This window comes from Streptococcus sp. ALY_208 (genome assembly GCF_058314295.1).
Genome location: NZ_JBZFUI010000001.1, coordinates 62,441 through 87,020, shown reverse-complemented (window position 1 = coordinate 87,020; position 24,580 = coordinate 62,441). Strand labels below are relative to the sequence as shown.

Genomic DNA, 24,580 nt, shown 5'->3' with positions numbered 1-24,580 from the left:
TATCACTGTTTAAATTATAATTCTCTTGCAAGACTATCTAACAATATAACTGCAATCTGAAATCATTTTAATTTATAGCCTAGAAGAATCGATAGATCTAGTAAAAATATAACAACTAAAAAAATTAAATTCATATCGATAAGAGGAATTTTTTCTACGATACTTATAATAGTATTGATAGCGAATACTATAAGCAAGGCGATACCCAGAAAAATCGTAACTCTCTTGATTAAAGTATATTCCGCTGAGCTAGTTTTAGGAGAGGTTATATTAAACAATTTATTAAAACGATCTCTTGTCTTTTTCATCAACCAATCCTCCATTCTTTTCAATCAGTCTCTAACTACTTATGCTTCAAGTTCATCTGATTGATATTCTTAGTATACCTCAAATATTATCCCGTGCACGGCTATGTCCTGAATGGTTCCGATTTTGCCCTGAATGGTCAATTTTAGCAACAGTTTTCTCAAATCCAATGCCCATCACGTGAATTGAATGGTGCAACCTGAAAAATAAATCAGTAGCTGTTAAACAGCCACTGCCTGACAAAGGTTAATGATTCGATAAAGGTTGTTAGGATATCTCTGTTAGCTGAAATTCCTTATATTTTTACAAGATAAAGTAGAGATCCAAACAAGTTAGAGAGAATCTCTTAGACTTGTTCGTTTGGTGAGTAATAACAGTATATGAAAAGAGTAAATACCAGCAATAACAAAAGATATTCTCCATCCAAAACTATAAAGATAGGATTATCACGAAGGAAAAATCAGTCTAGCTACAAAATCAGCGATATACATGATGCGCACCAAGGCTACCAGCATTTTAAACTTTTCTGAGCTTAACTTTCCTACCCTCTTTAGCAATAACAAAATAATTATTAATGTTATTAGGTATAAGATAAAACCATTTGGAGATAGTGTAATCTATGTAAACAGTAACTCAACAGCACTTACACCATAAATTAACAACAAGACTAGATTTTGTACTTCACCTTCAGGATACAGTTCAACCTAGCGTTTTTTATGTAAACGGATAAAGCTTATCAAGTTCCAAATAATCGTAATAATTAAAAGGACAAGAAGGATAACTAAAGCTACTCGTTGAGAATTATCATCAGTCACAATAGCCACATAAGAGCCCAAAATAAAAATTAAAAACAAAGCAATAAGTACAACAATAAAAGTTTCGTACAATGGAAAGCTCTGTTCCACTACAGGACGCTTTTTAAGTTCCATATGGACAAAATAAGCAACTATAAAAGAAAACGCAGATAAAACACCTAGCGGCAACCAAAGCCATATGGCTTCATCGGAATCTATAGCATAAATGGATAGATTAACAGCCAACAAACCCATAAAGGAAGCCCCCAATCTGATCCATCGTAAAGCTGCTGAACTTAATTGTTTTATAACCATCATAATAAAAGAATTATCAAAAATCACATTAGAGCTTTCTAGCATATACAGGGTAACTGCTAGGCAATAACAATACGTTCAAATGCACCATCTTTTAAAACCAAGCGACCGGGAAATCTAGGATCGTAACCATAATCACCTGGCCAAACAGGAAAGAACCCACCTTCAATAGAAGCCAGTGCTTGATCGTCCATCATTTCAAATTTATCAATTGTCTTTGTAGTCATAATAATCTCCTCTTTCGATTTAAAGTTTTTGTCTGCTTGGCCAAGCGACACCCTTAGTATACCTAAATTTTTGGAACGTGCACGCCTATTCCCTGAATGGTTCTGATTTTGCCCTGAATGGTCAAAATTTTTCTCAAATAACTGATCATGATATAAAATTAGGTCTGATTCAGACTAAAAAATAGGGCAGCAGCTGTTGAACAGCCACTGCCTGACAAAGGTTAATGATTCGATAAAGGTTGTTAGGATATCTCTGTTAGCTGAAATTCCTTATATTTTTACAAGATAAAGTAGAGATCCAAACAAGTTAGAGAGAATCTCTTAGACTTGTTTGTTTGATGAGTAATAACAGTATATGAAAATGGCGAAATTCCAGTGATAACAAAGATGTTTCCCAATCAAAAACTATAATGATAGACTTGTCACGAAGGAAAAATCAGTCTCACCACAAAATCAGCAATATACATGATGAGCACCAAGGCTACCAGCATTTTAAACTTTTCTGTGCTTAACTTTTCTGCCTTCCTTAGCAATAACAAAATGATCACAAAAATCATTGCTGTCATTGCATATAAAATGAAACCCTTTAGCGATGGCATAATGCTATTACAAAATATTATGATATTACCCAAATAAAATAAGGTGTAACTATGGTGCCTTCACTTTATTTTATACAAATAATTAATCAATATCAACATGTGGCAGCATAAAGTACCGCTCCTCCGACAGCTCCTCCAATACCACCTACTGCTCCACCACCTGATCCCAAGATAGCTCCAAAACTTGCAGCACGACCAGCACCAGCCCAGCTACATTTGCCACCTTCTACAACAGCGAGGTCGTCATTATCAATAATTTCAAATTGTTCAAATACTTTAAGCATAATAACTCCAATCTTTAAAATTAATTTACATAATTCATTATAACTGATTTATTTATTGCTTTGCGATTTTTTATCCTTAGAGTAGATACCAAACAGTAGTAATCCAGTTCCTACCACACCTAAGACTTTCCGCCACAATTCTGGTGAATCAAACAGCAGATGAACACCTAAAAGTGTAACGAAAAGAGCGAAAAATAATTTTAGCTTAACTGTCATACATATAAAGCCTTTTATACAATAGCAGTTGTCATGTTAGTACTAACAAAATGTTGCAGCACCAGTAAGACCACCACCCAAGGCTCCCCAAGGACCAGCAATTGCAGCTCCAGTAATTGTTCCTCCTGCTGTTCCAACTGTACAACGTATCCAGCCGCCACCTTCAACAGCAGCAAGCTCTTGGTTATCCATAAGTTCAAATTTTTCGATTGTCATTGTATTCATAATAATCTCCTCTTTCGATTTAAAGTTTTTTTGTCTGCTTGGCCAAGCGACATCTTCAGTATACCTAATTTTTTTGACTGTGCACGCATATGTCCTAAATAGCTTTAATTTCACCCTGAATAGTCAAAATAAATTGCAACTTTGACCGTTCAGGGTGAAAAATCGACCATTCAGGCAATAACCCTCCATTCTTAAAAATTTCTGGCATAATAGAGGCACGTCTAAAAAGAAAGGAAGACCTATGTTTTATAAGTACGTTCCTCAGGTCGATGAGCGAGATTGTGGGGTTGCTGCTTTGGCATCCCTTGCCAAGCATTACGGATCCCACTATTCCCTAGCCCATCTACGAGAGCTAGCCAAAACAGATAGAGAAGGGACGACAGCACTAGGAATCGTCGAAGCTGCCAAAGCTATTGGCTTTGAAACACGCGCCATCCGAGCAGATATGGAGCTCTTTGATCTGGACGATGTCCCTTATCCCTTCATCGCCCATGTCGTCAAAGAAGGCAACCTTCTCCATTATTATGTCGTCTATAAGGAAACTAAAAATCATATCATTATCGGTGATCCTGATCCTAGTGTCAAGATCACCAAAATGTCCAAAAAAGACTTTGAAAAGGAATGGGATGGGGTCGCTATTTTCCTATCACCTCAGCCTGCTTACAAGCCTCACAAGGATAAGAAAAACGGGCTCTTTAGCCTACTGCCCCTGATCCTCAATCAAAAAGGCTTGATCGCCCAGATCGTCATCGCCAGCTTATTAGTGACCTTGATCGATATTTTAGGATCCTACTATCTCCAAGGCATTCTGGATACCTATATCCCTAATCAGATGATCTCAACGCTGACCATCGTATCCCTAGGCTTGGTCGTCACCTATATCATCCAGCAGATCATGTCTTTCTCACGTGATTACCTCCTGCAGGTTTTGAGTCAGCGCCTCAGCATTGATGTCATTCTATCCTACATTCGGCATATCTTTAACTTGCCCATGTCCTTCTTTGCCACGAGACGTACCGGAGAGATCACTTCACGCTTCTCAGATGCCAACTCTATCATCGATGCCTTGGCATCAACCATTCTCTCCGTCTTTCTCGACCTGACTGTCCTTATCGTCATTGGTGCAGTCTTGCTCTTGCAAAATGCTAATCTCTTTTTAATGACCCTAGTCTCCATTCCTATCTATACCATCATCATTTTGGCCTTTATGAAACCATTTGAAAAGATGAATAATGATGTCATGGAAGCTAACAGTAAGGTCAGCTCAGCCATCATCGAAGATATCAATGGGATTGAGACCATCAAGTCTCTCACCAGTGAAGAAAATCGCTACCGCCATATCGACAGTGAGTTTGTGGACTACCTGGATAAATCTTTCAAACGTGGCAAGTACGAAGTCTTACAAACCTCTCTCAAAAAGGGAGCACAACTCATTCTCAATGTCGCTATCTTAGGATTTGGAGCCAGCTTAGTCATGTCCAATAAAATCACTATTGGTCAGCTCATCGCTTACAATACCCTGCTCTCTTATTTCACTGATCCCTTAGAAAATATCATCAACCTCCAAACCAAGCTACAGTCCGCTAGAGTAGCCAACAACCGCCTCAACGAAGTCTACTTGGTCTCCTCAGAATTTGAAGGAGAGGCTCTACAAACCGATACTGGATCCTTAGACGGTGATATTGCTCTCTCAGGAGTTTCTTATAAGTACGGCTTTGGACGGCCAACCTTGTCAGATATCGATCTCACCATCAAGCAAGGCTCCAAAATTAGCCTGGTCGGTATCAGTGGCTCTGGTAAGACAACCTTAGCCAAGCTGATTGTCAACTTTTTCCAACCGAGTCAAGGGGAGATCACAATCAACGGCCTCAACAGCCAACACATCGACAAAAAGCTCCTGCGCCAACACATCAACTATCTCCCCCAACAAGCCTATATCTTCAGCGGAACGATCATGGAGAATTTAACCTTGGGAGCTGATCCCAATATCAGTCAAGAAGACATCCTAAAAGCCTGTGAAATGGCAGAGATCAGACAAGATATTGAGCAAATGTCACTAGGCTATCAGACCGAACTCTCTGATGGTGCAGGTCTCTCTGGCGGACAGAAACAACGGCTAGCCTTAGCACGTGCCCTACTTACCAAGTCTAAGGTTCTCGTCTTAGACGAAGCAACCAGTGGGCTCGATGTCTTGACAGAAAAGCGAGTCATCGATAACCTCATGGCTATGACCGATAAGACCATTATCTTCGTAGCCCATCGACTGAGCATTTCAGAGCGTACCGATAAGATCGTCGTCCTTGATCAGGGGAAAATCATCGAAACCGGATCGCACCGTGAACTTATCGACGCAAAAGGCTTCTACTATCAACTGCATCATAACTAAAAGGAGGGCAACATGGATCCCAAACTATTTCACAGCACAGAATTTTACAAGCGGCGCTACCAAAATTTTGCAACCTTGAGCATCGTCCCGATCCTGCTACTAGTCGTGTTCCTGATAACCTTCTCAGCTTTTGCGACCAAGGAAATTGCCATCTCTTCGGTTGGTGAGCTAACACCGGCAGAACCTATGACCAGCCAGAAGCTCCCCGATATCAAAAAAGCTAGGACAGTTGCCCTAACCTACTATGTCGACTCCTCCAACTACAGCAGGGTCAAAAAGGGGCAAACAGTGATCTTTACCCTATCCTCTTCATCCGGTGAGCGAACCATCTTAAAAGGTAAGGTCAAGACCATCGATCCAAGGCCAAGCAAGCAAAAAGAGACCAACCTTTATCAAGTCACCGCTCATATCCCGATCAAAAAGTCACAAGCCAAACAACTGGCTTACGGTCTGCAAGGTAGTGTCAGTAACATAACTGAAAAGAAAACGTATTTTAACTATTACAAAGATACAATACTGCATCAACAATGATCTGTCATACTACACCTAAGAGAAACAAAGGAGATTATTATGAAAAAGAAACAAACCTTTAACGTCCTTACTGCCTATCCGGAACTGCATACAAGCGACCTAGCCCATGTAAACGGTGGGAAGAAAAGTAGTGGCGGTATTATTGGACAGATCTTCGGAATATTACTTCGCCCGCAAAAAGAATCTATAAATTATTATCAAGAAAAAGAATAGATCATCTAAAAAGGTCTGTGAACATGTTCACAGACCTTTTTCATTTGCTATTATTAGATTCTCATGATTTATTTCTAATAACTGGGCAAAATAAGCTGACCTTTGTTGAGTTCTTAAATTGATAGATGGATCCTTATCGATCAGCTCCTTGACATTTGCCAACCCCAGTCCACGCCCTTCTCCCTTACTGGATTCTCCAAAATTATATAAACTTTTTAGTTGAGCGATTTGCGCCCTATCCGCTACAGAATTGCTAACTATAAGGACAGTCTTAGCCCCATCCTCAAAGTAGGAAACCTGTACAAAGGCCCTCTCCGAGCCTTGGGCTGCCTCGATCGCATTGTCCAGTAAAATACCTAAGATACGCAGAAAATCAGCTAGGGGCATCTGAGGTGCACCGATAGGATTGATGACCTCTGTCCTAAACTCAATCCCTTGACTGGTCGCTTGGTTGAGCTTGGTCAAGATGAGACTCTTAATGGTATCATTATCAATCAAAGAAAGATTGCCCATATCAAATCTAGCAGCTTGAAGATCCCCAGCTGATTCTGCTAAAACAGACTGATAGACCTCTTTGACACCGTCTAGATCGTCCTGATCCAGGCTGTACCTCAAACTGGCTAAAAGATTAGTATAATCATGGCGAAAGGTCCTAATCTCCCTGTACAAGGACTCGATATGATGGTTATATTCCCTTAATTCTTCTTGCTGTCTCTGCTCCTGTTGACGAAGTTCTTTTTCCAAATTCTTATTAATCTGTTGAGTCAGGTAGGTTACAAAAAATATAAAGAAAAATAAAATAATCAGCGAACTGTACTGACGAAGTTCGACACTAGCTTGTACACTCAAGTCATCGTATCGTTGCAGCACATAGCTTAACCACTGAATACTGTAATAGGCAAACAATAGGAGGGAGGCTGCCCTAAAGAGAGATAATAATCCACTATTTTCCTGCAACTTCTGAAACTGACTAAAATCTACCCTTAAAAATCTGACAAATAGTTCATTAATCAAGATAGCTATTAAACATTGGAAAAGAACAATGAGTAAGGAGGGGAGACCATCCTGATTTGATATTTGAGATAAGCTAGGATAAAACTGATTGAAGATATTCAGGATGAAAAAGCGGCCTGAAATGTCCAAAATTATTCTAGCATAGAGTACTATAAAGCTCTTCAGCCAAAATCCTTGATAATCTTTCTGACTCTTAGAAAATAGATGATATAAGAGATACAGGTCCACAAAATAATATAAAAAATACAGATGACTAAAAACACCATATAAAGCTAAACTAAGGCAAAAAAAGATAACTAAGGCTCGGCGTGGATAGCTAACCTTAGTATTCCTCTTTAGGATAAATAAGCTGGTCGCCAGTATCAACATTCTGGACAGGTAGATCGCTACAATGACTTCCATATCACCCCTCCTCTACTGCTCCATCTCCAGCTAGCAGATTAGCAACTGTCTTGAGATTGCGTCGACTGACACTGCAGCTCTCCCCATTAGGAAAATAGACAAGACCCTTTTTCTTATCCAGACGAGTAATATTTCTGGGATTGATGGCATAGGAGCGATGGCACTGAACCAGCTCAGTCTTATCGGCAATCTCAGCAATCTTGCCATAAAACTCCATGTAGTCATGCTTGGCATGAAGGGTGACCTTATGAGACCCTGTCGACGTTTCAACAAAATAGATCTCTCGGTAGGGCAGCTGAACCCGACTCATCTTGTTTTCAAATGTAAAAATATCCTCACTTTTAAGGCTGAGATTAGCCTTGGCATAATCCAAAGTATCAAAAATCTTTTGCCTATAGATACTGTCATTTAGGTTTTTATCAATAAAATCCAAGGCTGAGACCTGATACTGAAAGGTTAAGGGCATAAACTCTGAATGAGTCGTTACAAAGACAATAACCGCCTGAGAATCAACCTTTCGGATGGCTTTAGCGACCTCCAACCCCTTTTTCGTCTCTTCCTTGATCTCAATATCCAGAAAAAAGACTTGATGGCTTCCCTTGCCAGCTATCGCTGCTAATAGCTGATCTGACTTCCCATGAACCTCCAGCTTATAAGGCGTATCGGTCTCATGACTATAACCTTTGATAGCTTCTTCGAGTCGGGCTTGCTGCTGAAAATCATCTTCCAATACATATATATCAAGCATAATTTTTTCCTCTATAAGTACCATACTTAGGATTTTCTATTACTAATCCCCATACTATCATACTAACAAATGAAAATATCAGTTTCATAAAAGCTAAGCAACAGTTTGATAACATCTCAACCGACTAAAGAACCTCATAAGACTGGACTCACAAAAAGGCTGAGACAAAAGTCTCAGCCTCTTCGCAATAACAACGCTAAAAGCAAGATTACAACAGCCTAATCAGCTTCCTGCTCTAAGAGTTCTTTGAGATAGGTGGCTAAATGCTCATGAGCAAAAATTTGTGCTTTTTCCTCAGCAGTCGGATTATAGTTGGTATTGGTATTAACGTCATAGACATAAATCTCCCCTGCGTCGGATTGGACCCACTCGATAGCAGCCACATCAATACCAGCTAGGTTTAGGAAGGCTTCATAAGCCTCTCTTTGCGCTTGAGGGAGCGGCTCAGTAATTTCAAATTTCTCAGACGTTTCTAACTGCTCAGGACCCTGATCGATTTGGCACTCATCGGCAGGGCAGAGCTGAAAGCCATCTGATGAATCGATTGAAACGGTATATAAGAAAGAACGGTTGATAAACTCTGAACGCCGGATACGGCCATCTGCTGGTTTGATGTATTCTTGCAAGAGCGTAATCCCATCTACGGAAGGCTCAAAAGCAGGACCATCGACATAGGCCTTAAGCTCAGCTTCATTGTTAAATAGTTGCACACCCAGACCCTTACCAGCTCGATTATGCTTAGTAATCAAAGGATAGTGATTTAAGGCTCTAGCCCCCTCGATAATCTTATCCTTGCCCAAGACGGCTACTGTCTTAGGAGAGGCAATCCCTGCCTCCTTGAGTTTGAGATACTGCTTGACCTTACTCACTTCAAGATTAATCGCTCCCAGACCATTAACAACAGTACGCCCATGAGATTCCAACCAGGTCAAAACCTGCTCAGTGTACTCTGGTGCATACCGATGCCCACGTGTATGAGACGAAGCTGACATGCGATTGTAAAAAACACCTTCTGGTGGCGCACTCTGCAGGTCTAAAATCCCTGCCGAGAGATCCCATAGTTCATAAGGGACGTCTTTTTCTTCCAGCCATTTCACCAAATGATTAGTCCATTCTAGATTTTCATGAATCACATAAACTTTTTTAACCATAATTTGTTACTCCTTTTGATACACTTTCTTGGTCCAAGTAAGAATGATCTTGACCATGACCCCACTTTTCAATAACACTGACAGCTAAAGATTGTCCCAAAACATTCAGAGCAGTCCGACCGGCATTGACAAAAACATCAACAGCAAAGATGAGGGCGACACCTTCAAGCGGCAATCCCAGCTGAGGAGCTGCAGCCAATAAAACGACGATAGCACCTGAGGGAATAGTGGCAGCCGTCTTACCAATCAGGGTCAAGAGCAAGACCGTAAAGAGAAGACCTGAAAAAGATAAGGAAACATCATAAGCATTAGCGATGAAGATCGTAGCCATAGCAAAATAGACAGCTGCACCTTCCAGATTAAAGGAATAGCCCAGAGGAACAACAAAGTCCGTCACCGCCTTATCATGTCCATTTTCTTTGAGATTTTTTAAGAGCGATGGCAATACAACACTTGAACTCCCCGATACAAAAGCCAAAGTGATCAGCTCTCGAATCTGCTTGATAGACTTAAGATAGGGCACATGAAAGATGAGGGCAATCACAGGAAAAATAATCAAAATCAAGGCGGCATAAGCCACATAAGTGCCTAAGACAAACTGTCCCAAGCCAATAAGCTTATCAAGCCCCGTCGTAGCTGTATCCTTAGCGATAAAGCCAAAAATACCTATAGGGGAGAGCTTGACGATCACGCCCACAACCTGATAAATGGCCTCTACCCAAGTATTCAGCGGTTTGGTAAAGGTAGCGCTCTTATCAGGACCTAACTTCCCTATCCCATAGCCTAGGAAAATAGCAAATACAATGATAGGCAACAAGTTGCCCTTAGCCATGGCCTCTATGATATTAGAAGGAATAAAGCCAAGAAAGAACTCATCCCACTTGATAGTCGTCGCCAAACCCTTGATACTAGCCCCTGACTGACCAATATCTGCTGCTTTCCCAAAACCAAGATAATAACTGCTGACCACAAAAATAAAGGTAATAGCTGTGGTCACTAAGAAAAAGTAAACAATAGACTGGGTCAGCAGCTTCCCAAAAGACTGTTGGCTAATAATATTAGCCACAGCAAGAACAATCAAGGGAAAAACCAGGGGAATAATAATCATATTGATGAGGTTGAGAAATCCTTGCCCCAACAAATTATAAAAACCAACCCAGTCAGGCAAGACACTGCCGGCAATTCCCCCTAGAATCAAGGCTAAAAGTAATTGAACACTTAAATTTAAGCGAAGTAATGGGCGAAAAATAGTCATCTGATCCCTCCTTACTGATTGAAAGATAGCCTCATTCTATCACAGCCCTAAAACTCCTACTAATCTATATTTTTTATCCTAGGGTATCAATAAAATTAATACCCCTTTTAAACATCTGCTAGCATTCAAGGATAAATTTTGACCGTCTGGGACATTTTCCCCATCAATTACATTTTTTTGGCATAATAGGGTTAAAATAATGAACAACGGAGGAATTAGCATGCAAACACTTGGAAATATCATCTGGTTTATCTGCTCAGGTTTTTGGGCATGGTTGGGATGGAGCTTAGCCGGCATTATACTATGTATCACCATAATCGGGATTCCACTAGGGTTGCAGTGCTTCAAGATCGGCAGCTTCGGCCTCTTTCCCTTCGGCAAACAAATCCAAGTCGGAACCGATGTCGGAAGTCTTCTCCTCAATATCCTATGGATTCTTCTCTTTGGTTGGGAATTAGCTCTGATGCACCTAGGCTCAGCACTGCTTCTTTGTCTCACGATTATTGGCATCCCTTTTGCCCTGCAATCCATCAAAATGGCCTTTATCAGCCTCTTCCCTTTTGGTGCAAAAATTTATCAAGTCTATTAGACTGACAGCGTAGCAATCAAAATACAGAATTTCCCTTGATTTGAAAAAATACAAAAGAGAAGACGAAGTTCGTCTCCTCAAAGTAACTCTAACGATAGGCATAGTAATAACATACCAAGGGTAGGCAAATCTTATTACTTCAATTCATCAGGATCTACAAATAAAGTAACTTCTCCAGTCTTGTGATCAACTCTAGCTTGAACCTCAATCCCTTTTTTTATAACCTTACTAGAGGGGGTGACATCAAGCCTTAGTCGAATGACTTCATCCGTTTTTCCCGATCCACTAGTTAGAGTTCTGAATATTTCTTCCATAATTAAATAACCACCTAATTTGATAGTAATAAGACTACACCAACAAAACGACCATGAGAGCCGATATATCAGCATTCACTAATGAGTATTTCTCAAAAGTAACTTCAAAAACTTCCACGTAACTATCCTTTACCTAGAACTCTTCTCTATCAAAGAGAGTCACTGTCAGTAAAATATAAAGCAAAGAATAAGCAAAAATGGCAACTATGAGCTGAACCGTAGATAAATGCGTTACAGCACTCATCGAGTGATCAATCAGCTGGCCTTTCAGATTCAAGAGATTAAAGGGATTCCATTTTAAAAAAGAAATTTTACCAATCAGACTTGCTAGGAACCCCCCAATCAAACTAACCAACAAATAATACAAAATACAGATTGAAGCTGGCATAGCCGGACTCTTAAATATCACTGACAATAAGATCGCTAGCAATATAATCATCATGTTTTCGATTAGTGAGCCCAAAATCCACAGAATAGTAGCCTCTCTAATTGAAGCTGTGAAGTAATGCGTAAATAATACGTTAGATACTATATAATTAATAATCCCCAGCATGACATAGGAAGCAACTATTACAATAAGGAGAGCAATAATCTTGGAATAGATCAAGTAGGCTCTTTTTTTATAGCGATAAACTCTATTCTTTAAAACACCACTTTGGAACTCCATACAGACACTTGTAATGCTGATAAGTACCAGCGCAATCGGCAACCATTGTAATATCGAAAAATAGTTCTGAATCATAAATCTAGGATCAAAATATCCTGTAGATAATTTCGTCAGGACCACCATCATCACATAAAACAGGGCTAACATAGGGAACAGAACCCTTGTTATTTTTTGTCGCCATATTTTTATTAAATCATCTTTAATGAGTTGTATCATGATTATAAATTATCTCCATTACTCTCTCTTCTGCAGTCACTTTATCTATTGTCAAATTGACTATTTCCACATCTATGCTCTTTAACTTATTAATCAATTGTGCCAATTCCTTCGAATCTTGAAAACTATAAAAAATAGTTTTTTCTTTCTCGCTGATTTTTTGGATAAATTGATGGTTCATCACCCTTAACTCTTCTGTCATTTCCTGATAGATAATAGACACATTGAGGTTAGACTTAATATCAGACATTGAGAAACTATTCAGTGTCTGTCCCTGCGAAATGACAACGATCCGATGGCAGACCTTTTCTAACTCGCTAATGATATGGCTAGAAATTAGAAAAGATACGCCCTTATTAGAGTACTCTTTAATGATTTTCCGGAACTGTATCACCGAATAAGGATCTAAGCCATTTGTCGGTTCATCTAAAATAACCAGCTTTTCACTTCCCAAAATCGCAAGAATAATGCCCAGCTTTTGCTTCATTCCTAAAGAATACTCACTGACCCTCTTGGTCATGGCTTCTTGCATCCCCAAGACAGATAATAAGTGGGCTAATTCATTTTGATCATACCCAGAATTTAATAGTTGAATATTCTCTAAGCCAGATAAAAATGGATAAAAGCTTGGATTCTCAATCAAAGAGCCAACTCCCTCCATGGGAAAATAATTTTTTCCATGATAAGAAACACCATCAAACCTGACATCTCCACCACTAATGTGACTCAGACCTAGGATACATTTCATCGTTGTCGTTTTACCGGCCCCATTAGGTCCTACGAATCCAACGATCTCTCCTGACTGCACCTTTAGATCTACTGATTTTATAATAGCCTTACCTTTAATTTTTTTGCTCAGCTGATCAATTCTCAAAATCTCCGTCAAAATGTCACCTCGCTACCTTATTTGCTTTAATATACCTATATCTTCTTTGCTACTGTCAACTTCATCTATTTACAATATCCCATTAAATTACATACATATAAACAATATCATTTTAAAAGATATTGTTCAAAAATTCGCAAATCTGATTTTTTTTTTCTTTTTTTCACATTTGCGAATTTTCTATTTCACTTACATTTGATAGTAAAATGAACATGGAAGGAGGTTGATATCTACTATGCTCAAACGATTAGCATCACTTACTTTATGTCTACCGATCGCACTATTGCCATTATTACTATAAAAATAAATAATAAAGATACTCTACTTTTTGTTCATAATCTAATAATAGTCATTAAGTACTAACTTTCAAACATACTCCCATATACTTGATACAAAAAATCGCCCTGGATTTTATCCAGAGCGATTTTATTTATTCCTGACTTTATACTATTCTTTTTCTAACAGAAGCTGTTCCAAATTCATTCTTAAAAACATGACAAGTGTAGGATTGTCCAGCTGCTCAATCAGACTAATATAGTCTTCAATATCAGACAAGCTAACACCCTCTCCAGTCAAATAATCCATCACTTTCTTTAAAAAATTTAATAAAATTCTTGCAAACATATCTTGATAGGTCAGCATCTTCTCAAGAATTTCAACAAAATAGGAAGCATGATAAAGTTTACGATGCTCAATCAAGATCAGAATAAGATTAATCAAAACCAGTTCAGAGCGTTTCTTGTGTTCAGGAAGCTCCCGATACAATTTATCTCTCTCCACGAAAGCCTTACCTAGAAAGACCAAATCATCATCAGATAAAATAAATAAAGTGTTGCCAAAAAGATAGAGCTCATACTCTGTCCATTCCTCAATCGCATACAAATAGGAGGTTAGCAGTTCTTTTTCTTCATTTGTAATTTCAAAGTCAGAATCCAAACTATGAATAATGGCTTTAATTATTAATTGATTAAGATTATTATAAACATCGTAAGATTCTGTAGGCTGATAATCATTTAAAATCTGCTTAAGTCCCTCAGTATCCTTTTGAGCCTGAAGCTCTACCATTCTTTTACCAATTTTGAAAAAATCACTCTCTTGATATTGCGTTAAAGCATAACTAAACTCTGAAAAAGTCATATGGATCCCCTGAATAGCCAAAATAAGCTTATCAGCTGCCAGCATGGTCTGACCATTTTCAAACTTGGACAACTGAGAAACCGATAGATTATCACGAGCAATATCCTTCAGCTTAAGGCCTCTAGCCATCCGTAGTTCTTTATAAAGCTCACCTAGTTCCAGTGATTTCCCTAACATCACAAATCTCCTTAACTAACATTTTAATGTCGTTATCGGCTGACATATCTCCGCCCTATTGTAAAAGCATCATTAACATCACGTTACCAAATTCATTATACTAGATTTTTGGCTTTCAGATTACCTATGTCCTGAACGGTCCTTATTTCACCCTGAACGGTCATTTTTTAATAAAAAAACTGCCCCCCAAATTCGACCTGCTCTCGAGCGTCAGACAAAAATCTAACTCTTGGGAAGGCAGGACAAAACTGGAAGCAGTTTAAGTAGACTAAAGTCCCAACTCAGAATAAGGGCTGCGATAGCCGACTTGCAAGACCTGATGATCCTTGACCAGCAAGGGTCTCTTAATCAGCATGCCATCGCTGGCTAATAATTCTAAGGCTTGATCTACAGTTAGCTGGTCAAACGTATCCTTGAGTCCTAGCTGACGATAGCTGTTGCCGCTGGTGTTAAAGAGCTGCTTGAGCTTAATATCGGAGTGGTCCAAGAGCTCACGCAGAATCTCTACCTGAGGTGGATTTTGCTTGATATCGATAGCCTCATAGTCAACTCCCAACTCATCTAGTTCTTTTTTCGCCCGCTGACAAGTCGTGCATTTAGGGTACTGATAAAATGTATACATATCTAAGTCTTCCTCTCTAATCTATTGCGCTCCCATATCCTTCATGAGCCAAGAGCCAGGACTTTCGCTCTAAGCCTGCGGCATAACCCCTCAATTCTCCCTGACTTCCCAAGACTCGGTGACAGGGAATAAAAATAAGCAAGGGATTGTGCCCAACCGCCTGACCGACGGCCTGAGCTGATCCACAAGACAGGTTTTCAGCCAGCTGACCATAGCTGATCGTCTGCCCCTTAGGAATCTGTAACAGGGCTTGCCAGACTGATCGCTGAAAAGTCGTCCCCTTAGGACTCAGCGCTAGATCCTCAGGCAGAGCTTGATTGGAAAAATAAGCCCCCAGCCAAGCCCTAGCCTTATCCAAAACAGGATGGCAGTCCTCACCATCAGCCATCAGAACCTCTGGAGCCAGAGAATTCTGATCTTCAAACCAAGCCTCAAGCAAAGCCTCATCATCAGCCGCCAGATAAATAAGACCTAAAGGTGAAGGATAAACAGCCCTAGCTATCATAGCTCACCACTGCGCCACTTTTCATTGATCTTTGGACTACCGTCTGCATTGAGCAAGGGTACCAAATGACCACCTGTAAGAAGATACTCAATCCCTGTCTCACGATCAATCAATAAGGTTTGCCCCAAAAATGCTCCAGCAGAACCTTCTGGAGTAAAATTAATAGCAACAAACCGATGATGCAGCTCTTGTCTATACGATTTTTGAAACGTCTTATCCATCATTTACCTCCTAAATAAATTTTCTCCTAACAGTATAACAAAGAGAGTGAATTTTGTCGTTCACTCCCCTATTTTATTTGTCTAAGGCGATTAAGCGCACGCGCACAATGTTCTCACTAGCTTCAAACTGAGTGACTAAGGCATCGATCTTTTGACGATCGGTTTCATCGAGGTCAAGAATGGTATAGGCATAGTCCCCTTTCGACCGATTGAGAATGTTATCAATATTGATAGACAAGTCAGATACAGCTGTCGATATCTTAGCGACAATGTTAGGAACATTCTTATTGATTAAAGTAATCCGGTAGGGAGCATCTTGTACCTGATGCATATTAGGAAAGTTGACAGAGTTGGTGATCTCACCTGTCTCCATAAACTGGCGGATCTCCTGACTAGCCATAATGGCACAGTTTAGCTCTGCCTCCTCAGTAGATCCCCCTACGTGAGGAAAGACTGTGATCTTGTCCTTATTTAGCAAGTCCTCACTACCAAAGTCTGTAATGTAGCGCTTCACCACACCTGCTTCTATCGCCTCAAAGAGATCCTGATGGTTGACCAATTCCCCACGAGCAAAGTTAATAATAGTCGTCCCTTTTTTCATCAGGGCAAAACTAGCAGCATTAAAGGTTTCACGTGTGCTATCTGTCAGCGGGACATGAATCGTAATGTAGTCCGCATTGGCAAAGATTGCCTTGATATCCTCAACACGCCGAACATGGTGAGAAATATTCCAAGCGGTATCAATAGAGACATAAGGATCATAACCCAAGACCTTCATCCCTAGACGATGAGCATCGTTGGCAATACGCCCACCAATAGCACCCAAACCGATGACACCGAGCGTTTTCCCACGGATTTCACTGCCAGCAAACTGCTTTTTGCCCGCCTCTATCTGCTTGGCGACATCATCACCAGATAAAGTATTGACCCAGGCATTGGCTGAAAGATAATCCCTGGCTGACATCAAAATAGACGCTTCCACTGCTTCTTTGACAGCATTAGCATTGGCACCCGGTGTATTAAAGACAACAATCCCTGCCGCTGTCGCTTCTTCGATGGGAATATTATTAGTCCCTGCTCCGGCTCGAGCAATAGCCTTGAGCTGGCTTGGAAACTCTTGACCATGCAGATCCTGACTGCGAATAATGTAGGCATCTGGATTTTCAGACAAATCACCATCGATCTGAAACTGATTGCCCAATTCTTTTAGACCGTCTGGATTAATATTATTATAGGTTTTAACACTATAGATCATAGCAGTCCTCCCTTTTTGATAGATTAAAATGCACTGGACTCATCGACCTCTTGATAGAGACTCTGTTCAGCCCGTCTCTTAATTTTCTGATAGGCTAGGCGTTCTCCTTCGTAAACGACCTTGCCGCAGTACTGGTAACCAAGTTTTTCAAGAATATGACGCATGGCCAAATTTTTCTCGTGCGTATCACAGCGAAAATCAGGGCCATCATGTCCCTCGATCAAACCCTGCAAAAAGGTCTGAGCAAGCCCCTTTCCTCTAGCCTTGGAGGCTATTGCCACTCGATGAAAGGTGACATAGCGGTAATGATTATGCAGCCACTTGCCATCATAGATACCATCATAAGCTGGCTCATGGCCATCAATAACAGCCGCATAACCAAGTAGCTCATCATCTTCATAAGCTACCCAGCCATACCCCTGCAGGATATCCTCAAAAATCGTTTCTCGATCGGGATACTGACCCTGCCATTGATCACTCCCTGATTCTGCCAGAAAAGCTCTAGCTTCTTCAATAATCGTCATAATACGATCAATCTCATTTGGAAATGCTTGACGAATCTCCATGACGCACAGCCTCCTATCTCATGAATGTGCTTGTTCAAACGCTACCATAAAATCAATGAGATCGAGAACACCTTGGCGTGGAAAAGCATTGTAGAGACTAGCTCTCATACCACCGACACTGCGATGCCCCTTGATGTTTTTAAAGCCCAAAGCCTCTGCTTGAGCTACAAACTCAGCATCCAAGTCCTTACTTGGCGTGACAAAGGGGATATTGGTCACCGAACGCTCAGCCTTATGTTTAACAGGACTGCGATAAAAGTCAGACCGATCAATAGCATCGTAGAGAAGGGCTGACTTCTCACGGTTGATCTCAGCCATCTTGTCCACACCGCCGATCGTGTTTTTGACCCACTCAAATACCAACTTTGAAATATAAATATTGTAAGCAGGTGGTGTATTGTAGAGAGATTGGGCATCTGCCTGAATCCGATAATCCAGCATAGCAGATAATTGAGGTTGGTCATTGAGAAAATCCTCTCTGACGATAACCACGGTCACCCCTGCTGGGCCAATATTTTTTTGTGCACCAGCATAGATCAAGGCAAAATCTTCAACATTATAGCGAGCTGCTAAAATATTAGAAGACATATCAGCTACAATAGGCACACCATTGGTATCCGGTAACTCATAGATAGAGGTCCCCTCGATCGTATTGTTGGTCGTAAGGTGGACATAAGCCGCATCTTTATCGATACTGGCTGGATCAAAGTCAGGAATATGATCATAGACCGTCTCTTCTGAAGAAGCTAAGAGAATAGGCTCAAAAGGAATAGTCTTGGATAATTTCACAGCCTCATTGTAGGCTTTCTTACCCCAAGAACCACCAACTAAATAATAAGCCTTCTTACCCTGAGCAAGATTGAGCGGTACCATGGTGAATTGGAGGGAAGCCCCACCCTGCAAGAACAGCACCTTGTAATGATCAGGAATAGCCATCAAATCTCGCAAGAGGCTTTCAGCATCTTTAATAATCTTGTCGAATTCTGGAGAGCGGTGGGACATTTCTAGCACGGACATTCCGGAACCTTGATAATCAATCAGCTCATCACGTGCTTGTTCCAAAACTGGTTTAGGTAGAGTAGCAGGTCCTGCTGAGAAATTGTAAACAGTCATAACGACACCTCCAAAATTTAATGAGACCATTATAGCAATAATTATCTGAATTTTACATATTTTCCAATAGAAAACCTTTTACTTTTGCAAGATTCACGAACATTGCAGCAGAATCAATAAAAAATGATCTGACAACCTTAACTAGAAGAGCTTTCCTAAACTCAAAAAAGAGAGTACGCCATCAACAAACCGTAATGAAGTCTCACTCTCACTCCTTTTCTTTAGCCATCAATCAATCTCATGGTAACGATTATAGACATCTTGGCGATTCATACCATACTGCTTAGCAACGGCCTTAATGGCTTGATTGGGCTTATCGCCCGTAGCTATTCGCTTAGCCACCTCAGCCTCAATGTCGATGGACTCATCGGGGCCAGATAAAGGCACTTCCCCTGCACCATCGACAATTAAGAGGCATTCCCCCTTAAGGGGATATTCTGAAATGTGTTTTAACACTTCCGAAATCAAGCCACGCTGATATTCCTCATAAAGCTTGGTCAGCTCACGAACTAAGACTACTTGACGATCCCCATAAACAGACAGCATATTAGTCAGCGTATCAGCCACACGATAGGGTGATTCATAAAAAATTTGTGTCTCTGGATAGGGCTTTTTCTCCTCAAAGAAACTGATCTGTTGCCCTTTTTTTCGGGGTAAGAACCCATAAAAAACATGGGGTTGGGGAGATAAGCCACTAGCAATCAAGGCAGTGATACCAGCAGATGCCCCAGGCAGAGGGACCACTGGCACCTCGGCTTGGATAGCAGCCCTAACCAAATCATGACCAGGGTCAGAAATACTGGGCATCCCTGCATCAGAGACCTGAGCTAAAGATTTTCCCTCACGCAGCAGATCGATAAGTCCTGGAATCTTATCATGGGCATTATGCTCATGGAAAGAAATCTGTCTAGTCTCAATCTCAAAATGTTTCAACAAGATCCCTGTATTTCTGGTATCTTCTGCGCAGATAAAGTCCACCTCTTTCAAGGTTTTGATCGCACGAAAAGTCATGTCTTCCAGGTTACCAATGGGAGTCGGTACCAAAAAAAGGGTCCCAGTTGACTGGTACTCTTTAAAACTTCTTTGCAGCTTCATGCCTACCCCCTGTTCAGCAATTCCATACAAAACAAGCAGTCTTCATTGATATCACGTCGCTTACCATAATCGATATTGCAAACATGAAAACCATCATCATAGATTGCCTCTAGATTTTGTCGACCGGCACTAGCCGTTTTGACGGGTTGCGATTGATCAACATCCGACAAACGCTCACGCAGTTTTGCATTTTCCAATCTCAGCTGAGAATTCTCCTCCATAATCTCTTCAAGCTTCTTCTTCATGAGTTCCACTTGAGCAAAATTTTCCATCAGGTTGTTGGAGACTTCATCAAAAGCATCAAATAATTCTTTTCTATCCATACTGGCTTATTTCCTCCAAACTGTAGGTCAAGATACCAGCCTGCTCTTCAAAGCGAATATTGACCGTCTCTTTAAAGACATCCATACTAGCAACAGTTCCCCAACCTTCTTGGGTTTTAACCTTGCTACCGTAATCTGGAAATTTCTGCTTAGCCTCCCGATAAAAATCATCCTCATAGCTCAGACAGCACAAGAGACGGCCGCATAACCCCGTGTTTTTCCCTGAACTTAGCGAAAGATTTTGATTTTTCACCATTTTAATAGAGACTGGCGGAAAATCTCCCAGAAAGGTCGAGCAGCACAAGGGACGGCCGCAAGGTCCAAGCCCACCATAGACCTTGGCTTCTTCACGTGGGCTGATCTGTCGCAATTCAATACGTGCTCTAAAATACCCAGCCAACTCCCTCAGGAGCTGACGAAAGTCCACACGCTTTTCAGCCGTATAGGTAATAAACACATGGCTGCGATCCAAGGAAAAAATAATCTGAACCAACTTCATCTGAAGATTGTGCTTGGCAATCAAATCCTTAACCTTGGACCGGCTTTCCTTAGCCAGAGCCATATTTTCCTCAGACCTCTTCAAATCTGCATCATCAGCTAGGCGCACCACTTTATCCATCTGGGCTGGCAGAGTATTTGCCGGTCGCTTATGATTTTCCTGCACAACAGTTGCCAGACGCTCACCCTTGCTTAAGCGAACAACTATACGATCGTTTTTATGAACCTTCTGACTTGGTAAAACATAGCTCAATGACTCACCGTCATCATATCTAATTCCAATTACTTCTATCATGATAGCACCATAAATTCTAAACTGCTTTGAAAGCTAACATAGCTCAACCACATCTGCCTAGCTTGGTATAAGCGAGTGACAGCATCTGGTTGCTGATTTCGTCCAAAAAGAATTAAGAGAAGCCTGAAAATCAGATCTTGCTCCACCTTATCATCAGTTAGACTAGCAAGCTGACCAGCCTGTAAAAAAGCTTGATCAGGCTGGGATTTAAAGGTCGTCACATATTTTTGCGCTAGACGATAGATCTCATCAAACTTCGTCGAATTGGCCAGCTCCACAGCCTCATGCTCATCATCTGCCAAATCTGCGATCAACTCTGCCTTATCTTTGAGCGCCCCCTTCAATTCCAAGCGCTCTCTCAAGTAGGCTGTATTTTTTGTAAAATAAAATCGCTGACAGCGACTGCGAATAGTCGGCAGCACCTTACTCTCATCAGCACTGACCAATATCATATAAGAAGCAGACTGGGGCTCCTCAATAAATTTCAAAAGACTATTAGCAGCATTGACATGCATCTTATCGGCATCCTTGATAATAAAAAATTGCTTTTGCCCCTCAAATCCAGAGCGTGTAAAATCACGCAAGAGCTCACGAATCGTATCGGTCTTGATCAGATTGCCCTGGGCTTCGATAATTTTAACATCAGAAAAATCTCTATCCCTAATCAAGCGACACTCACGACACTCACCGCAAGGAAGAGCATCTTGAAGATTTTCACAAAACTGACTCTGAGCAAGAAAGAGAGCCATATCAAAACTCCCAAAATTCCCTGAAAAAAGATAAGCATGACTCAGCCTATCCTGACGTAAAATTTGGTGAAATTCATCAAAAATTTTAGGCTGAAGATCCCTTAGTGTCATCAATCTGCCAACTCCTTATTTATCCGACTGATGGCTTGCGCAACCACTTGGCTCAAAGGCTGACTAGCGTCAATTACCTCAATGCGCCCTGCTTCTTCCTCAGCCAGATCTAGGTAACCCTGACGCACGCGCTGGTGCATATCCAGCTTCTCAAGGTCCAAGCGATTAACCTCACGCTCATCTGCCACCTGAATACGCTCTAATCCAACTTCAGATGGAACATCAAATAACAAGGTCAAATCAGGATGCACATCCTCAATCGCATAAGCATTCAACCACTTGATCGCTTGGATGTCCAAACCACGACCATAACCTTGATAGGCTAGCGAACTATCGATAAAACGATCCATCAATACAACTTTCCCCATCTCCAAAGCCGGTATGACCTTTTCTACCAAGTGCTGACGTCTAGCCGCAATATAAAGCAAAAGCTCCGTCTTATCATCCATCTCAGTGTGAGCAACATCCAAGATAATCTCACGGATCTTCTCAGCAATAGCTACACCGCCAGGCTCTCTCGTCGTCACAACCTGATAACCCTGCGCCTCTATCTTAGGAACAAGTTCCATTAAAACACTTGTCTTACCGGCCCCATCGGGACCTTCTAGGGTAATCAGCTTCCCTTTTCTTACTGGTTTTTTATTTTCCATACTGTTATCTATTCTACCAAAAAAAAGCCTATTTTTCTTGGCCCAATATCATTTTCCCAGCTGCTTTTACCTTCCTCGGGGTAACATCTAAGAATAAGCAGTCTCCTAATTTATTATAAAAGCACTAGAAAAATTAATTCATTTTCTAGTGCTCTTTCTTTATAAAACTTTAGCTTCTGTCAGTTGAATATCATCCACAATCAGACCAGCTGCTTCCAGCTTAGCCTTAAGACTCGCAGGATCTACCTGACCGTCAATTTGAATTTCATTGATCACTTGGCCATTTTTAGCATTGGCAATAACCGTCCGCCTAATATTAAGCCCTTCCTTAGCAATAGTACCCACGATCCGTTCAAGAACACCCACACTATCATCAGCTAAAATACGTACACGCACACCTGCCTCGCCATAGCCAGACACCTCAAGGAAGGTACGATAGACATCACGATCCGTAATAATACCAGACACCACTCCGTTCTCTTCTACAGGAAGAACACCAACTTTATGCGTCATCATAATGTAGATAGCATCTTCGATACTAGAAAAAGGAGATACCGTCACAACATCTTTAATCATAATATCTTTGATCTTAGTCTTGTTGAGAAGATAGTTCATCTCATAAATCGATAAACTCGTAGCTTTCGAAGGTGTTGCTTCTGCCATTGTCCCTTCGGTTACCAAACCGACCAACTTATCATTTTCGATAACAGGCAAACGACGTAGCCCCTGCTCACGCATGACATCTGCAGCTGCAGCAACAGTCGTTTCCGGAGAGACATAAACTACTTTTCTAGTCATAAAATCTTTAACCGCCATAGTACCAATTCCTCACTCAATTTAACTCTCTTGTATTATATCATATTTGACAACGGTTTCATCTGCCTAATGAAAAGAGAAAAGGGATGCAATCACTCACCTGTGAGAAAATCACAGCTTTGATTTCCCTTGCTCTCTTATTTTAGGTCCAGGATAGACGAATTAAAGATCAGCAACATTGTGATAAACCTTTTGCACGTCATCATCATCTTCCAGCGCATCGATCAAGCCTTCAAAAGCTTCCAAATCTTCACCTGACAATTCAACCTCTGATTGCGGAATCATTTCCAACTCAGTGACTTGAAATTCCTCAACCCCATTTGCTCGAAGCGCCTCCATCCCCTTATGAAGATCAGTTGGAGCGGTATAAACTGTAATACTGCCCTCTTCTGCTTCGACATCATCTACATCAACATCAGCCTCCAGCAACTGCTCAAAGACCGCATCAGCATCATCACCAGCAAAGACAATAACTCCCTTACGATCAAACATATAGGACACCGAACCTGATGCTCCCATGTTACCGCCATTTTTACCAAAAGCCGTCCGAACATTGGCTGCTGTACGATTAACATTGCTAGTCAAGGTATCCACAATAATCATAGATCCATTTGGCCCGAAGCCTTCATAACGCCCTTCTACAAACGTTTCATCCGTATTTCCCTTAGCTTTATCAATCGCTTTATCGATGACATGCTTTGGTACTTGCGCTTGCTTAGCCCGCTCCAAAACAAACTTCAAAGCTGAGTTTGACTCTGGATCTGGTTCACCTTGCTTGGCAGCCGCATAAATTTCAACACCGAACTTGGCATAAACTTTAGAGTTTGCACCATCTTTAGCAGTTTTTTTCGCAACAATATTGGCCCATTTACGTCCCATGATTTCTCCTTTAATTCGCTATTGGTATATTTTACTCACTTGCCCAAGGGCAAAATCACCATTATTGTACCACAAAATTGATCCAGTCTCTAGTCATTAAAAACCCTAATCCAACAGCTTTAGCGCTAATAATAAATCACCCAAAAGGTTTGAGAGAGTCTTAGAGGTTGGAAATACAGTGAAGCAAAGTACAAAAGATTGGATAACCTCCAAAAGTTCTCCAGACCAGC

31 protein-coding genes are annotated in these 24,580 nt (G+C 40.9%); 4 read left to right on the top strand and 27 right to left on the bottom strand.

Features of this window, described 5'->3' with window-relative positions; translation table 11 throughout:
• Positions 1–62 precede the first annotated feature (62 nt).
• The 6 genes from AC4HAI_RS00485 to AC4HAI_RS00460 form a co-directional block, all read right to left on the bottom strand.
• The gene (locus AC4HAI_RS00485; protein ID WP_491110008.1) at positions 63–308 is read right to left on the bottom strand and encodes a hypothetical protein; all 246 of its coding nucleotides are present in this window, start codon (positions 306–308) and stop codon (positions 63–65) included.
• 702 nt (positions 309–1,010) lie between these two features.
• Positions 1,011–1,442: a hypothetical protein gene (locus AC4HAI_RS00480; RefSeq protein WP_491110007.1), complete on the bottom strand. Its 432-nt coding sequence runs from the start codon at positions 1,440–1,442 to the stop codon at positions 1,011–1,013.
• Between the two features lie 32 nt (positions 1,443–1,474).
• A complete protein-coding gene (locus AC4HAI_RS00475) occupies positions 1,475–1,642 on the bottom strand; it encodes a hypothetical protein (RefSeq protein WP_491110005.1) in 168 nt (55 codons plus the stop codon).
• Between the two features lie 691 nt (positions 1,643–2,333).
• Positions 2,334–2,525: a Blp family class II bacteriocin gene (locus AC4HAI_RS00470; RefSeq protein ID WP_491110004.1), complete on the bottom strand. Its 192-nt coding sequence runs from the start codon at positions 2,523–2,525 to the stop codon at positions 2,334–2,336.
• 48 nt (positions 2,526–2,573) lie between these two features.
• Positions 2,574–2,741 (bottom strand): hypothetical protein, encoded by a 168-nt coding sequence (locus AC4HAI_RS00465; protein WP_491110003.1) that lies wholly within the window; start codon positions 2,739–2,741, stop codon positions 2,574–2,576.
• A gap of 42 nt (positions 2,742–2,783) precedes the next feature.
• On the bottom strand, positions 2,784–2,966 hold the full coding sequence (locus AC4HAI_RS00460; RefSeq protein WP_491110002.1) for a Blp family class II bacteriocin: 183 nt from the start codon (positions 2,964–2,966) through the stop codon (positions 2,784–2,786).
• 241 nt (positions 2,967–3,207) lie between these two features.
• Here AC4HAI_RS00460 and AC4HAI_RS00455 point away from each other — a divergent pair, with 241 nt between their 5' ends.
• From AC4HAI_RS00455 to AC4HAI_RS00445, 3 genes are read left to right on the top strand one after another with little or no spacing between them, the layout of a single operon-like run.
• Positions 3,208–5,352, top strand: a complete 2,145-nt coding sequence (locus AC4HAI_RS00455) for a peptide cleavage/export ABC transporter (protein WP_491110000.1) — start codon at positions 3,208–3,210, stop codon at positions 5,350–5,352.
• Positions 5,353–5,364: 12 nt separating this feature from the next.
• Positions 5,365–5,883, top strand: a complete 519-nt coding sequence (locus AC4HAI_RS00450; RefSeq protein ID WP_491109998.1) for a hypothetical protein — start codon at positions 5,365–5,367, stop codon at positions 5,881–5,883.
• 39 nt (positions 5,884–5,922) lie between these two features.
• Positions 5,923–6,096, top strand: coding sequence for a hypothetical protein (locus AC4HAI_RS00445; protein WP_491109997.1), 174 nt, complete (start codon positions 5,923–5,925; stop codon positions 6,094–6,096).
• Positions 6,097–6,123: 27 nt separating this feature from the next.
• Here the strand turns inward: AC4HAI_RS00445 and AC4HAI_RS00440 are convergent, their stop codons facing one another.
• The 4 genes from AC4HAI_RS00440 to AC4HAI_RS00425 all read right to left on the bottom strand — a co-directional run bounded on the left by AC4HAI_RS00440 (position 6,124) and on the right by AC4HAI_RS00425 (position 10,666).
• Complete coding sequence (locus AC4HAI_RS00440; protein WP_491109996.1) at positions 6,124–7,053, bottom strand: sensor histidine kinase; 930 nt, start codon at positions 7,051–7,053, stop codon at positions 6,124–6,126.
• A gap of 460 nt (positions 7,054–7,513) precedes the next feature.
• Positions 7,514–8,260, bottom strand: coding sequence for a response regulator transcription factor (locus tag AC4HAI_RS00435; protein WP_491109995.1), 747 nt, complete (start codon positions 8,258–8,260; stop codon positions 7,514–7,516).
• A gap of 218 nt (positions 8,261–8,478) precedes the next feature.
• Entirely contained in the window at positions 8,479–9,414 is a 936-nt protein-coding gene (locus AC4HAI_RS00430) for an ATP-grasp domain-containing protein (RefSeq protein WP_491110268.1), read from the bottom strand.
• Positions 9,404–10,666, bottom strand: coding sequence for a dicarboxylate/amino acid:cation symporter (locus AC4HAI_RS00425; RefSeq protein ID WP_491109994.1), 1,263 nt, complete (start codon positions 10,664–10,666; stop codon positions 9,404–9,406). Before AC4HAI_RS00425 ends, AC4HAI_RS00430 begins: the two co-directional genes overlap by 11 nt.
• Positions 10,667–10,886: 220 nt before the next feature.
• Between AC4HAI_RS00425 and AC4HAI_RS00420 the strand changes: the two genes are divergently transcribed.
• On the top strand, positions 10,887–11,255 hold the full coding sequence (locus tag AC4HAI_RS00420) for a YccF domain-containing protein (RefSeq protein WP_491109993.1): 369 nt from the start codon (positions 10,887–10,889) through the stop codon (positions 11,253–11,255).
• Positions 11,256–11,389: 134 nt separating this feature from the next.
• Here the strand turns inward: AC4HAI_RS00420 and AC4HAI_RS00415 are convergent, their stop codons facing one another.
• From AC4HAI_RS00415 to AC4HAI_RS00335, 17 genes are all read right to left on the bottom strand, one after another.
• Positions 11,390–11,569 carry a hypothetical protein gene (locus AC4HAI_RS00415; RefSeq protein WP_491109991.1) on the bottom strand — a complete coding sequence of 60 codons (180 nt, stop codon included), beginning with the start codon at positions 11,567–11,569 and terminating at the stop codon, positions 11,390–11,392.
• Between the two features lie 133 nt (positions 11,570–11,702).
• Positions 11,703–12,452 (bottom strand): DUF2705 family protein, encoded by a 750-nt coding sequence (locus AC4HAI_RS00410; protein ID WP_491078124.1) that lies wholly within the window; start codon positions 12,450–12,452, stop codon positions 11,703–11,705.
• On the bottom strand, positions 12,436–13,338 hold the full coding sequence (locus AC4HAI_RS00405; RefSeq protein WP_491078123.1) for an ABC transporter ATP-binding protein: 903 nt from the start codon (positions 13,336–13,338) through the stop codon (positions 12,436–12,438). The genes AC4HAI_RS00410 and AC4HAI_RS00405 overlap by 17 nt, the downstream gene beginning before the upstream one ends.
• A 447-nt stretch (positions 13,339–13,785) precedes the next feature.
• Positions 13,786–14,652 (bottom strand): Rgg/GadR/MutR family transcriptional regulator, encoded by an 867-nt coding sequence (locus AC4HAI_RS00400; protein ID WP_491078122.1) that lies wholly within the window; start codon positions 14,650–14,652, stop codon positions 13,786–13,788.
• Positions 14,653–14,920: 268 nt separating this feature from the next.
• The gene (locus AC4HAI_RS00395) at positions 14,921–15,274 is read right to left on the bottom strand and encodes an arsenate reductase family protein (protein WP_491078121.1); all 354 of its coding nucleotides are present in this window, start codon (positions 15,272–15,274) and stop codon (positions 14,921–14,923) included.
• Between the two features lie 16 nt (positions 15,275–15,290).
• Complete coding sequence (locus AC4HAI_RS00390) at positions 15,291–15,779, bottom strand: methylated-DNA--[protein]-cysteine S-methyltransferase (protein WP_491109989.1); 489 nt, start codon at positions 15,777–15,779, stop codon at positions 15,291–15,293.
• Positions 15,776–16,000, bottom strand: coding sequence for a DUF6440 family protein (locus AC4HAI_RS00385; protein WP_491109987.1), 225 nt, complete (start codon positions 15,998–16,000; stop codon positions 15,776–15,778). The genes AC4HAI_RS00390 and AC4HAI_RS00385 overlap by 4 nt, the downstream gene beginning before the upstream one ends.
• 73 nt (positions 16,001–16,073) lie before the next feature.
• Positions 16,074–17,255, bottom strand: a complete 1,182-nt coding sequence (locus AC4HAI_RS00380) for a 3-phosphoglycerate dehydrogenase family protein (RefSeq protein WP_491109985.1) — start codon at positions 17,253–17,255, stop codon at positions 16,074–16,076.
• 23 nt (positions 17,256–17,278) lie between these two features.
• On the bottom strand, positions 17,279–17,821 hold the full coding sequence (locus AC4HAI_RS00375; RefSeq protein ID WP_491109983.1) for a GNAT family N-acetyltransferase: 543 nt from the start codon (positions 17,819–17,821) through the stop codon (positions 17,279–17,281).
• A gap of 18 nt (positions 17,822–17,839) precedes the next feature.
• Positions 17,840–18,934 carry a 3-phosphoserine/phosphohydroxythreonine transaminase gene (serC, locus tag AC4HAI_RS00370; RefSeq protein ID WP_491109982.1) on the bottom strand — a complete coding sequence of 365 codons (1,095 nt, stop codon included), beginning with the start codon at positions 18,932–18,934 and terminating at the stop codon, positions 17,840–17,842.
• 228 nt (positions 18,935–19,162) lie between these two features.
• Positions 19,163–20,029 (bottom strand): 16S rRNA (cytidine(1402)-2'-O)-methyltransferase, encoded by an 867-nt coding sequence (gene rsmI, locus AC4HAI_RS00365; protein WP_491109980.1) that lies wholly within the window; start codon positions 20,027–20,029, stop codon positions 19,163–19,165.
• 2 nt (positions 20,030–20,031) lie between these two features.
• On the bottom strand, positions 20,032–20,352 hold the full coding sequence (yabA, locus tag AC4HAI_RS00360) for a DNA replication initiation control protein YabA (protein ID WP_491078114.1): 321 nt from the start codon (positions 20,350–20,352) through the stop codon (positions 20,032–20,034).
• A complete protein-coding gene (locus tag AC4HAI_RS00355) occupies positions 20,345–21,145 on the bottom strand; it encodes a PSP1 domain-containing protein (RefSeq protein ID WP_491109979.1) in 801 nt (266 codons plus the stop codon). Before AC4HAI_RS00355 ends, yabA begins: the two co-directional genes overlap by 8 nt.
• On the bottom strand, positions 21,142–22,005 hold the full coding sequence (locus tag AC4HAI_RS00350) for a DNA polymerase III subunit delta' (RefSeq protein WP_491109978.1): 864 nt from the start codon (positions 22,003–22,005) through the stop codon (positions 21,142–21,144). Before AC4HAI_RS00350 ends, AC4HAI_RS00355 begins: the two co-directional genes overlap by 4 nt.
• Complete coding sequence (tmk, locus tag AC4HAI_RS00345) at positions 22,005–22,655, bottom strand: dTMP kinase (RefSeq protein WP_491078111.1); 651 nt, start codon at positions 22,653–22,655, stop codon at positions 22,005–22,007. The genes AC4HAI_RS00350 and tmk overlap by 1 nt, the downstream gene beginning before the upstream one ends.
• A 159-nt stretch (positions 22,656–22,814) precedes the next feature.
• The gene (locus AC4HAI_RS00340; RefSeq protein WP_491109977.1) at positions 22,815–23,471 is read right to left on the bottom strand and encodes a CBS domain-containing protein; all 657 of its coding nucleotides are present in this window, start codon (positions 23,469–23,471) and stop codon (positions 22,815–22,817) included.
• A 162-nt stretch (positions 23,472–23,633) separates the two neighbouring features.
• The gene (locus tag AC4HAI_RS00335) at positions 23,634–24,350 is read right to left on the bottom strand and encodes a YebC/PmpR family DNA-binding transcriptional regulator (protein WP_491078109.1); all 717 of its coding nucleotides are present in this window, start codon (positions 24,348–24,350) and stop codon (positions 23,634–23,636) included.
• Positions 24,351–24,580: the final 230 nt, after the last annotated feature.